The organism is Corynebacterium sp. (genome assembly GCF_052107835.1).
In the GTDB taxonomy this organism is placed as follows: domain Bacteria; phylum Actinomycetota; class Actinomycetes; order Mycobacteriales; family Mycobacteriaceae; genus Corynebacterium.
Map to the genome: position 1 here is coordinate 78406 of NZ_JBQEDF010000006.1, position 11064 is coordinate 89469.

12 protein-coding genes are annotated in these 11064 nt (G+C 68.3%); all 12 read right to left on the minus strand.

Annotated elements, in window-relative coordinates; translation table 11 throughout:
* Positions 1–10 precede the first annotated feature (10 nt).
* Positions 11–745 (minus strand): urease accessory protein UreF, encoded by a 735-nt coding sequence (locus ACTIL2_RS02845; RefSeq protein WP_442335939.1) that lies wholly within the window; start codon positions 743–745, stop codon positions 11–13.
* The gene (gene ureC, locus ACTIL2_RS02850; protein WP_442335940.1) at positions 745–2472 is read right to left on the minus strand and encodes an urease subunit alpha; all 1728 of its coding nucleotides are present in this window, start codon (positions 2470–2472) and stop codon (positions 745–747) included. The genes ACTIL2_RS02845 and ureC overlap by 1 nt, the downstream gene beginning before the upstream one ends.
* Entirely contained in the window at positions 2472–2867 is a 396-nt protein-coding gene (locus ACTIL2_RS02855; protein WP_442335941.1) for an urease subunit beta, read from the minus strand. The genes ureC and ACTIL2_RS02855 overlap by 1 nt, the downstream gene beginning before the upstream one ends.
* Positions 2868–2878: 11 nt before the next feature.
* A complete protein-coding gene (locus tag ACTIL2_RS02860) occupies positions 2879–3649 on the minus strand; it encodes a hypothetical protein (RefSeq protein ID WP_442335952.1) in 771 nt (256 codons plus the stop codon).
* A 2-nt stretch (positions 3650–3651) separates the two neighbouring features.
* Positions 3652–3957 carry an urease subunit gamma gene (locus ACTIL2_RS02865; RefSeq protein ID WP_442335942.1) on the minus strand — a complete coding sequence of 102 codons (306 nt, stop codon included), beginning with the start codon at positions 3955–3957 and terminating at the stop codon, positions 3652–3654.
* 240 nt (positions 3958–4197) lie between these two features.
* Positions 4198–5031, minus strand: a complete 834-nt coding sequence (locus ACTIL2_RS02870; RefSeq protein WP_442335943.1) for an alpha/beta fold hydrolase — start codon at positions 5029–5031, stop codon at positions 4198–4200.
* A gap of 72 nt (positions 5032–5103) precedes the next feature.
* The gene (locus tag ACTIL2_RS02875) at positions 5104–5814 is read right to left on the minus strand and encodes an ATP-binding cassette domain-containing protein (RefSeq protein WP_442335944.1); all 711 of its coding nucleotides are present in this window, start codon (positions 5812–5814) and stop codon (positions 5104–5106) included.
* Position 5815: 1 nt separating this feature from the next.
* A complete protein-coding gene (locus ACTIL2_RS02880; protein ID WP_442335945.1) occupies positions 5816–6565 on the minus strand; it encodes an ABC transporter ATP-binding protein in 750 nt (249 codons plus the stop codon).
* Complete coding sequence (gene urtC, locus ACTIL2_RS02885) at positions 6549–7676, minus strand: urea ABC transporter permease subunit UrtC (RefSeq protein WP_442335946.1); 1128 nt, start codon at positions 7674–7676, stop codon at positions 6549–6551. Before urtC ends, ACTIL2_RS02880 begins: the two co-directional genes overlap by 17 nt.
* The gene (gene urtB / locus ACTIL2_RS02890) at positions 7673–8557 is read right to left on the minus strand and encodes an urea ABC transporter permease subunit UrtB (RefSeq protein ID WP_442335947.1); all 885 of its coding nucleotides are present in this window, start codon (positions 8555–8557) and stop codon (positions 7673–7675) included. The genes urtC and urtB overlap by 4 nt, the downstream gene beginning before the upstream one ends.
* 3 nt (positions 8558–8560) lie before the next feature.
* The gene (gene urtA / locus ACTIL2_RS02895) at positions 8561–9859 is read right to left on the minus strand and encodes an urea ABC transporter substrate-binding protein (protein ID WP_442335948.1); all 1299 of its coding nucleotides are present in this window, start codon (positions 9857–9859) and stop codon (positions 8561–8563) included.
* Between the two features lie 120 nt (positions 9860–9979).
* Positions 9980–10978, minus strand: a complete 999-nt coding sequence (locus ACTIL2_RS02900) for a calcium/sodium antiporter (RefSeq protein WP_442335949.1) — start codon at positions 10976–10978, stop codon at positions 9980–9982.
* Positions 10979–11064 lie beyond the last annotated feature (86 nt).

The window sequence follows — 11064 nt, forward strand, 5'->3', positions numbered from 1 at the left end:
GACTCCCTTTCTAACTCATGAACAGGCGGGCGGGGGCGGTCTCGTGCTGCGCGGAGGCCAGGTCACTGCCGGGGCTCGCACGTCCCAGTAATCGCCATTCCCGCGATTCCAGCAGGTCAGAAGCGGTCAGGACGCACCGCTCGCCCAGTTCGGCGATGACGGGGTGCGCCGCGGTGATCGCCACCTGCGCACCAATGTGGTCGCACTGCCTCAGCCGAAGAGCCGCCCCGCCCCATCCGACGGCCAGGCCGGTGAGTTCGGTGGCGACGGCGGTGGCGGCGTCCATCCCGTGGGACGCATGTATCAGCCCGGCGGCGATGGCCTGGTTACCGGGGCTCTCCTTGGCGGCGACGGCGGCGGCGTACTCCCGCAGCAGCTCCGGCTGCCCGGCGCCGAGCTGGGCCTCGACCGCGGCCGTGACCTGCAGGAGCTGGCGTCCTACCCGGGTGGATGCCCGGCGCAGCTCGCCGGTGACCTTCGTGGCGGCGAGTTCGTGGTCGAGCGTGACGAGCGTGTCGAGGTCACCGGTGCCGGAGCACATGGCCGCGACCGCCGTCGCGACCCCGTCCCCCGGCGCAGCGGTGTGGCGGAGGTGGTCGATCAGGACCGCGGTCACCTGGTCCACGCCGGTCACCCGGCGTGCCTGCACCAGGGCCTCCAGCCCGTGGGACAGCGTGTAGCGCCCCGAGGGGTAGGCCGAATCGGCGTAGGTCAGCGCCTGCAGGAACGGCAGCGAAGGGGACATCAGAACAGGAAGAACTTCTGGGCCAGTGGAAGACTCTCCGCCGGGTCGATCGTCGCGTGGATGCCGTCCACGGTGACCTCGTAGGTGTCCGGGTCGACGGCGATCTCCGCGAGGCGGTCGTTGCGCACCATGTCCCGCTTGCCGATGCCGCGCGTGCCGGCGACCGGCAGGACGGTGGACGTCAGTCCCAGCTGTTCAGGCACGCCGGCGTCGATGGCTGCCTGGCTCATGAAGGTGACGCGGGTGGCCTGCAGCGCGGACCCGTAGTTGGCGAACTGGTCGCGGTAGAAGACCGGCTGCGGCGTGGCCAGCGAGGCGTTCGGGTCGCCCATCTGCCCGTAGGCGATGCGGCCCTGCCGCAGGACCAGCCGCGGTTTCGCGGCGAAGGTCCCGATGGGCCACAGCACCAGGTCCGCGAGCTTGCCCGGCTCGATGGAGCCGATGTGCCCGGCGATGCCCTGGGCGATCGCCGGGTTCACCGTCATCTTCGCCACGTAGCGCAGCACGCGGCTGTTGTCGTCTCCCGCACCCTTGTCGCCGTCCAGCTCACCGAGCTGCTCGCGGCAGTGGTGGGCGGTCTGGAAGGCGCGCGTCCAGGATTCGCCGACGCGTCCCATCGCCTGCGAATCGGAGCTGAAGATGCTGATGATGCCGAGGTCGTGCAGCACGGTTTCCGCGGCGATGGTCTCGGCACGCACGCGCGAGTCGGCGAAGGCGACGTCCTCGGGGATGTCGTGGGACAGGTGGTGGCAGACCATCACCATGTCCAGCAGTTCCTCCACGGAATTCACCGTGTACGGCAGCGTGGGGTTGGTGGAGGCGGGCAGCACGTTCGGCATGCCGGTGACGCGCAGGATGTCCGGGGCGTGGCCGCCGCCGGCACCCTCGGAGTGGAAGGTGTGCACGGTCCGGCCACCGAAGGCGCGGGCGGTGGACTCGAAGAAACCGCCCTCGTTGAGGGTGTCGGTGTGGATGGCGAGCTGCACGTCGTACTCGTCGCAGACGTCCATGGCATTGCGGATCGTGGCCGGTGTCGCGCCCCAGTCCTCGTGGATCTTCAGCCCCGCCGCTCCGCCGACGATCTGCTCGGCCAGCGCCTCGGGCAGCGAGCCGGAACCCTTGCCCAGGAAACCCGTGTTCACCGGCATGCCCTCGGCGGCCCGCAGCATGAACTGCACGCCATTGGCACCCGGGGTGCAGGTGGTGCCCAGGGTGCCTTCGGCCGCGCCGGTGCCACCGCCGAAGAAGGTGGTGATGCCGTTGGCCAGCCCGTGCTCGGCCTGCTGCGGGGTGATGTAGTGGATGTGCGAGTCCACCCCACCGGCGGTGAGGATGCGGTGCTCACCGGCGATGACCTCGGTGCCGGGCCCGATGACGAGTTCGGGGTCCACCCCGTCCTGCGTGTTCGGGTTGCCCGCCTTGCCGATCTTCACGATGCGGCCGTCCCTGATGCCCACATCGCCCTTCACCACGCCGGCGACGGCGTCCAGCACGATGGTGCCGGTGATCACGGTGTCCAGGGCACCGGACGCCGCCGTGGCGCCCGGGTCCTGCGACATGCCGTCGCGCACGGCTTTGCCGCCGCCGTAGACCGACTCGTCACCGTAGGCGGCGGCGAGGTGGTCGTGCTCGATGCGCACGGTCAGGCAGGTGTCCGCCAGGCGCACCGTGTCGCCGGTGGTCGGGCCGTAGATCTCGGAGTAGCGGGAACGGTCGATGGTGCTCATCAGTGTGTCTCCAGGGCATCGTTGGTGGCCAGGAACTCCGGCAGCTTCCCCAGCGCCCGCGCCTTGACGTCCGGGTCGTCCAGCGCCCCCTCGGTCACGCCGCCGAACCCGTGCAGAATGCGCTTACCACCGAAGTCCACCAGCTCCACCTCCCGGGTGTCACCGGGTTCGAACCGCACCGCCAGACCGGACGGGATGGACAGGTGCATGCCCCAGGCCGCCTCCCTGTCGAAGTCGAGGGCGGGGTTCACCTCGAAGAAGTGGTAGTGGGAGCCGACCTGCACCGCGCGGTCGCCGGTGTTGGCCACGCGCAGGGTGATCGTGCGGCGGCCGGGGTTCAGTTCGATCGTGGCCGGGGCACCGGGCGCGGTGCCGTAGCTGGCGGATCCGGACATCGTCTTGTCTCCTAGTGGTGGTGGGTGTGGGCGTGTGAGTGCGGGTGACTGTGCCCGTGGCTGTGGCTGTGCCCGTCCTCGTCGCCGTGCGAGTGGGCGAACCCCGTCTCGTGGTCGGCGAGCAGACCGGCGGCGATGCCGTCGTCGCCATGGTCGCGCAGCAGGTGGAGCGCGGTGTGCGACGCCTGTTCGGTGGCGGTCGCCAGCGCCGACGGACGGAACAGCGCGGTCGCGTCCCCGCCGGTCGCCAGGTCCGCGCGGATGTCGGCGGCAGCGGTCGCACCCAACAGCCCCAACCGTTCCCGCCCGGTCCCCACCGACGGCCATGATCCCTCGAACGCGACCTCCACCAGGAGTTTCTCGGAGAACTGCTGGGCCAGCCGAACACGTCGCACCAGCTCGGCGTCCGCGAACGGGTCCACCGTCCGTGCGGTGAACAGGACAGCGTCATGGTCCTTCGCCGCCGAACGGAGGTGCCGCCGGAGTTCGGCGATCGCCCGCGTGGCATCGATCAGCGACGGGCCCAGGACGACCTTCGCCCCGGAACGCTGCGCCCACCGCAGGGCCTGCGCCGCCTGGGTGATCGACGTCAGGTCACGGTTCGTCCCGGCGGGAATGACCACCAGTGTCGCGTCCTGCTCCCTGGCCTGCTCGGTGTGGCGGGCGAGATCCCTGGGGCCGGTGGCCACCGGGAACCCGGTCACTCCGGCGAGGACATCCGGGGGGGAGGCCTCCGCCCCCGCGTAGAGGACGGTGAGTGCGTTGTCGTGGTGGGCACCCATGGTCACTGGCCGATCGGGTCGTGGACGCTGATCAGCTTCGTCCCGTCGGGGAAGGTCGCCTCGACCTGGATGAGGGTGAGCATGTCGCGCACGCCGTCCAGCACGTCGTCGGCGCCGAGCACCTGCGTACCGATCTCCATCGCCTCGGCGACGGTGCGCCCGTCGCGGGCTGCCTCGATGACCGCGTCGCTGATCAGGGCGGTCGCCTCCGGGACGTTGAGCTTCAGTCCCCGGGCCTGGCGCCGGCGGCTGACCTCGGCGGCGGTGAAGATGAGGAGCTTCTCCTGCTCCCGGGGGGTGAGTTCCACGGCGACGTCCTTTCCTGTCGGTCGATTCCCCACGATAGTTGTCCCGGGGGACGGTGTGTGGCGGTCGGGAGGGGGATTAACCGGGCCGAAACACTGCGGGGGTGGCTGTGGTTGTCATCTCGCCCGCACCCGACTCCCCCGGCTCCGGCATCTTGGCATCCAGGGTCGGTGGGAGGCGGCTGAAACCGTCTCTGGATGCCGGGATGCCGGGCCCCCGACGGTTCACGGCGAGCATGCCCCTCAGTCGGCCAGGAACTCCAGCAACGAGGTGTTGAACTCCGTGGGGTGGCTGGTGTTCAACCCGTGCGGGGCACCCTCGATGATGGTCGTCCTGACGTGCGGCACGATCTCGGCGGTGCGCTTCCCCGATCCCTCGTAGGGGACGATGTCGTCCGAGTCACCGTGGATGACCAGCGCGGGGACGGTGACCTTCGGGAGGTCCTCCCGGAAGTCGGTGGTCCCGAAGGCCTCCATGCAGCCCACCGCGGCGGTCTGGTCACTCTGGAGCGCCAGCCGCACCGCCTCCTTGCGTGCGTCCTCGGACACCTTCAGCTCGCCCCCGACGGAGAAGAAACCGGTGGTGAAGCTCTCGAAGAAGGCGTCCCGGCCGGCCTTCAGACCGTCCTCCATCTCCGCCGCGGCCTCCTCGGTGAGTGGGCCGTCGGGATTGTCGTCGCCCTTCATCATGAACGGCGGCACCGCGGCAGCGAAGACGACGCTGCGGATCCGCGAGGTGTCGCCGACGCTGAAGTAGCGGGCGACCTCTCCCCCGCCCATCGAGAAACCGACGAGCGTCACATCGGTGAGGTCCAGGGCGGTCAGGACGTCCTCGAGGTCACGGGCGAGGGTGTCGTACTCGTAGCCGGAAGCGGGTTTGCCGGAGCGTCCGAAACCGCGTCGGTCGTAGGCGACCACCCGGTAGCCGTCCTTGCGCAGCACCTCGGTCTGGGCCGACCAGGATTCCGCCGACAGCGGCCACCCGTGGATCAGGACGACCGTCCGTCCCAGGTCGCCGGATTCCCCGCTGTCGTCGACGTGCAGTGTGACGCCGTCGCGTGTGGTGATGGTGCTCATGTGCCTGTCCTCCTCGGTGAGGGTTCGGTTGCACCACCCGAGCCTACGTCTCCCCGGGGAGTGCGTGGGGGATCAGATCGCGAGCGCCTGCTTCACCTTGTCCGCCTCCGCGGTCTCCACCTCGTCACCGGCACCGCTCTCCCCCTCCAGCACGATGCGGCCGGTGGACATCACCGCGTAGTTGCGGGACGCCGACAGCGCGAAATCCATGTGCTGCTCCACCAGCAGGACGCTCACGCCCTCGGCCGCGAGGTCCCGCACGGTCTGCTGGATCTCGGCGACGACGGACGGCTGGATTCCCTCGGTCGGCTCATCCAGCACCAGCAGGCGAGGTTTGGTGATCAGGGCGCGGGCGATCGACAGCTGCTGCCGCTGACCGCCGGACAGCAGCCCGGCCTGCCGGTCGAGTACCGGCTCCAGCGCGGGGAACCGGGCCAGGGCCTCATCGAGGCGCGCCTGTGACTCCCTGCCCTGCAGATCGGCGACGACCTGCAGGTTCTCCAGGCAGCTCAGCTGCTCGAAGGACTGCTGCCCCTGCGGGACATAGGCCATGCCCATGCGCACCCGGGCGTGCGGGGGCTTGCGGGTCACGTCCGTCCCGTCGAACAGGACGCGCCCCTTCGTCGGGGTGATCAGTCCCACCGCGGCGCGCAGCAGCGTGGTCTTCCCGGCGCCGTTGTGGCCCAGGACGGAGACGATCCCCTCGTCCCCGGTGCCCAGCGACACCCCGTGGACCACGGTGGTACGGCCGTATCCCGCGGTGATGTTCTCGAGTTCAAGCATGTTACTCAGCTCCTGCCGATGTGCCTAGGTAGACCTGCTGGACGTCCGGGTGCGCCTGCACCTCGTCCACCGAGCCCTCCGCGAGGATCGTGCCGCGGTTCAGGACGGTGACGCGGGTGGCGAACTGCCGCATGAAGTCCATGTCGTGCTCGACGACGAGGATCATGCGTCCCGGCGCGATGCGGGTCAGCAGTTCACCGGTCGCCACGCGCTCGTCCTCGCTCATGCCGGCGACGGGCTCGTCGAGCATCAGGGCGCGGGCGTCCTGCACCAGCAGCATGGCGATCTCCAGCCACTGCTTCTGCCCGTGGGACAGGACCCCGGCCCTGCGGTTCTCCAACGGACGCAGTCCGGTGAGCTCCAGGGCCTCTTCGATGCGGGGGTCGACGAAGCGCCGCACCCCGAACAGGGCGCCGCGTCCTCGGTGGATGCCGCAGGCGATGTCGAGGTTCTGGAGGACGGAGAGCTCCTCGAAGACACTCGCCGTCTGGAAGGTGCGTCCCACGCCCAGCCGGGCGATCTTCTGCACCGGGGTTCCCAGGATCTCCCTGCCGTCGAGGGTGACCGACCCGGTCCCCGGCGCCAGGCCGGTGATCGCGTCCACGCAGGTGGTCTTACCTGCACCGTTGGGGCCGATGAGGAAGTGCACCTCGCCGGGGTCGGTGTGGAAGGACACGTCGCCGACGGCGGTGAACTCCCCGAACCGGATGGTGAGGTTGTTGACGGCGAGGCCGCTACTCTGGCTGTTCATGTTCCTGCTCCTGTCGTGTTCGTGACTTCCACCGGCCGAGGATCGACGCCAGTCCGCCCGGCAGCAGCGCGATGACCAGCACCAGCAGCAGTCCCTGGATGTAGGACCAGCCGGCGGGGAACGACTGCGCCAGGGTGGACTCCATCCACGCCATGCCCAGGGCACCGAGGACGGGGCCGAACAGGCTCGTCCGGCCGCCCACCGCCACACCGATGACGAAGATGATGGACGGGACCACCCCGATCTCCTCCGGGGAGATGATGCCCACGATCGGGACGAACAGTGCCCCGGCGACACCCGCCATCGCCGCGGCGATCACGTAGGCCGCCGTCTTGATCAGCGCGGGGTCGTAGCCGAGGAAGCGCACGCGTTCCTCCGCGTCGCGGGTGGCGACGAGGAGTTCGCCGTAGCGGCTGCGCATCAGCCAGTACGCGACGGCGAGCATCACCAGCAGCGTGCCGGCGGCGATGTAGAACAGCATGCGCTTGTTGTCGTCGTCCTCCAGGTTGAAGCCCATGAAGTAGTTGAACCCGGACAGACCGTCGGACCCGCCGAGTGTGGTCTGCTGGCCGACCAGCAGCACCACGGTGGCAGCCACCAGCGCCTGGTTCAGGATGGCGAAGTACGCGCCCTTGATCTTCCGCTTGAAGATGGAGAACCCCAGCGCGAACGCCACCAGGGCGGGCAGTGCGACCACGGCGACCAGGGTGAACACCGGGCTGCGGAACGGTTCCCACCAGCCCGGGACGTCGGTGGCGCCGGCGATGGACATGAAGGACGGGATGCCGCTGTCGTCCTGCTCCCCGTCGGCGAGCAGCATGTGCATCGCCATCACGTAGGCGCCCATGCCGAAGAAGGCACCCTGGCCCAGGGTGAGCATTCCGCCGCGTCCCCAGGCGATGCCGATGCCGACGGCCACGATGCCGTAGCAGACGAACCGTCCCATCTGGTTCAGGGCGAACGGGGTGAACACGGCAGGGGCGACGACCAGCAGGGCGATACCCAGTGCGATCAGGCCGACACCTGCCCACAGGGTGCGTGGGGCGCCGGAGACGAAGGTCGCGCGTCGGAGCTTCGGTGAGGTCGTCGGTGAGGTGGTTGCGGTACTCATGTGAGGCTCCTCGTCCGGACCGTGACAAGGCCCTGGGGACGGAACTGCAGGAAGACGACGACGATAATCAGGACGAGGAACTTCGCGATGCTCGCGCCCGTCGAGAACTCGATGAACGCCTGGATGATGCCCAGGGCGAACGCGGCGATGACCGCGCCCTTGATGCGTCCGATGCCGCCGGCGGCCACGACGAGGAACGCGTCCACGATGTAGTTCTGGCCGATCGTCGGGCCCGTCGCACCGATCAGGGTGATCATCACGCCGGCGACCCCGGCCAGGCCGGAACCGATGAAGAAGGTCATCCGGTCGGTGGCGCGGGTGTTGATGCCGTTGGTCTCCGCGAGATCGCGGTTGAGCACGACCGCCCGGATACGGCGTCCTGCCGGGCTCTTCGTCATGAACACACCGAGCGCGGCGACGATGACGAGCACGAGCACCAGGATGAACAGGCGGGACATCGGGACCGTGGTCCCGAACAGGTCAACGTTTCCCTGCAGGAACTCCGGGGCGCGGACGTCGGCCGCCGGGGCGCCGAAGATGTCCCGGGCCACCTGCTGCAGGATCAGCCCCACACCGAAGGTGACCAGCAGGGTGTCCAACGGCCGGTTGTACATGTGCCTGATCAGCACCTGCTCCAGGATCACGCCGAGCAGGCCGCCGACGATGAAGGCCACCGGGATCGAGACCAGCAGGGACAGCCCCGCGCTGGAGACCACGCCCTGGACGACGAAGGCGGTGTAGGCGCCCACCATGATGAATTCGCCGTGGGCCATGTTGATCACGCCCATCTGACCGAAGGTCAGTGAGAGCCCGATGGCGACCAGGAGGAGGACGGAGCCGACGCTCAGCCCTGCGACGAGTTGGTCGAGTATGGCGTCCATGGATCAGTCACCCTCCTTCACGTCGTCGGCGATGTCCGCCCAGTCGTATCCGTCGAGGAAGGGGTCCGGGTCGACCGGGGCGTCCTCTTCCCAGACCGTGTCGATCAGACCGTCGGCGTTGATGCGTCCGATGCGCGGGGTCTTGGTGATGTGCTGGTTGTCGCCGTTGACGGTGACGGGTCCCTCGGGCGCGTCGTAGGACGTCCCGTCCGCGGCGGCCCGGACCTCATCGACGTCGAAGGAGCCGGCCTTCTCGACCATCTCCTTCCACAGGTGCAGGCTCGTGTAGGCGGCCTCCATCGGGTCAGAGGTCACCTTGTCGTCGCCGTACTCGTCCTTGAACCGCTGCACGAAAGCCTTGTTGTCCGGGGTGTCGACGTTCTGGTAGTAGTCCCACGCGGTCAGCTGGCCCTCGACGTTGCCGGCGCCGATGCCGCCGACCTCCTCCTCGGCGATCGACACCGACATCACCGGCATGTCCTCCGGGGTCAGTCCGATGCCGTTGTACTGGCGGAAGAAGGCGACATTGGAGTCACCGTTGAGGGTGTTGAACACCGCGTCCGCGTCGGACGCGGCGATCCGGTTGGCGATGGTGGTGAAGTCGGTGGACCCCAGCGGGGTGTAGTCCTCGCCGACGATCTCGATGCCGTTGGCCTCCGCGTACTGCTTGATCAGCATGTTCGCGGTCCGCGGGAACACGTAGTCACTGCCCACGAGGAACAGTGACTCCACGTCCTCCCGGTCCTTGAGGTAATCCAGCGCGGGGACGATCTGCTGGTTGGTGGTTGCCCCGTTGTAGAAGATATTGGGGGACGCCTCGAGGCCCTCGTACTGCACCGGGTAGAAGAGCAGCGAGTTGTTCGACTCGAACACCGGCAGCATCGCCTTGCGGGAGGCCGAGGTCCAACCGCCGAAGACGGCGGCCACGCATTCCTCCTGGATGAGCCGCTGGGAACGTTCGGCGAAGGTGACGGGCTCGGACGCGCCGTCCTCCTCCTTGATGTCCAGCTGTTTCCCGAGGACGCCACCGTCGGCGTTGATCTCCTCGGCGGCCATGTGCAGCGACTGGTTGACCGTGGTCTCACTGATGGCCATGGTGCCGGACAGGGAATTGATGAAGCCGATGCTGATGCTGTCACCGCTGGTGTCCACGCAGGACTCGGCCTCCGGGACCGGCTCGCCGGCCCGGGTTCCGGAACAGGACGTGAGGACGAGACTGACTCCGGTCACCACTGCCGCTGCCGCGAACACGCTTCGCCACCGCTTCCCCTTCCTTGTCGCGGGGTCAGTGGGTGGTGGCATGGAAACTCCTCGTGAACGTCGGATCTCTGACCCGGTTCACAGTATGAGGCGACGATTACATGTCCGTGTTGCCGATGTTTCCGGTAGTTTTCGGGTTCTGCATGTAGTTTCGGTCGTGAGTCACGTCCGTGCGAGCACCAGGTACGCCAGGTACGCCGCGTAGAGCAGCACCAGGACGACACCCTCCCTGCGGGTGACCCTGCGCCCGGTGCGGAACAGCAGGACGACCAGCAGCGACACCGCAGCCATCACCAGCATGTCCACGTAAAGCACCTCGGCGGGGACAGGTATGGCGTCCGGCGACACCACCACCGTGAGCCCCAGGATGAAGACGATGTTGCACACGCTGGAGCCGATGAGGTTACCCACCGCCATCGACGCCTGGCCGCGCATCGTCGCCACGACAGAGGTCACCAGCTCCGGGGCTGAGGTACCGATCGCCACGACGGTCAGCCCGATGAGGGTGTCGGAGACCCCGAGGTCCGTGGCGATGTCGACGGCACCGCTGACCAGCCAGTCCGCACCGAGGATGACCAGGGCGATACCGCCGACGAGGTAGACGGTGTCCAGGAGTGCGCGTGCCCAACCGGGGCGTTCGGTGACCTTGGCGTCTCTGCTGACTTTGTCGTCCCGCTCCCTGTACTCCTTCGCCCGTGCCGACGCGTCCTGCGCCCTGGTCCGTCGCGTGTACCACAGGATCAGCACGGTGTAGACCACCCCGACAACCAGGAGGAACACACCCGCCGGCCAGCTCAGCGAGCCGCCCAATGACAGGAAGAACAGCAGCGCCGCGACAACCGCGACCACCGGGAGGTCCAGTCGCATCATCTGCCGGCCGGTGAGGATCGGCTGGATCGCCGCGCTGATTCCGAGGATGAGCAGCAGGTTGACGATGTTTGTGCCCACGATGTTGCCTGTGACCAGGCCGGGACTGCCGCGCAGTGCCGCATCGATGCCGACAGCGAGCTCCGGCAGGCTGCTGCCGATCGCCACCACGGTCAGTCCGATGACCATCGGTGGTATCCCCAGGCGTCCGGAGATGGCCGTCGCGCCCCGAACCAGCAGCTCGCCGCCGACGACAAGGACGGCGAATCCGGCGGTCAGGAGGAGCCAACTCATGCCCTGACCCTAGTTGAACTCGATTAACCCTGCCCTAGTTGTACTTCCCGGGGAGGTTGTGAACGCTGCGGCAGGGATGACACGAA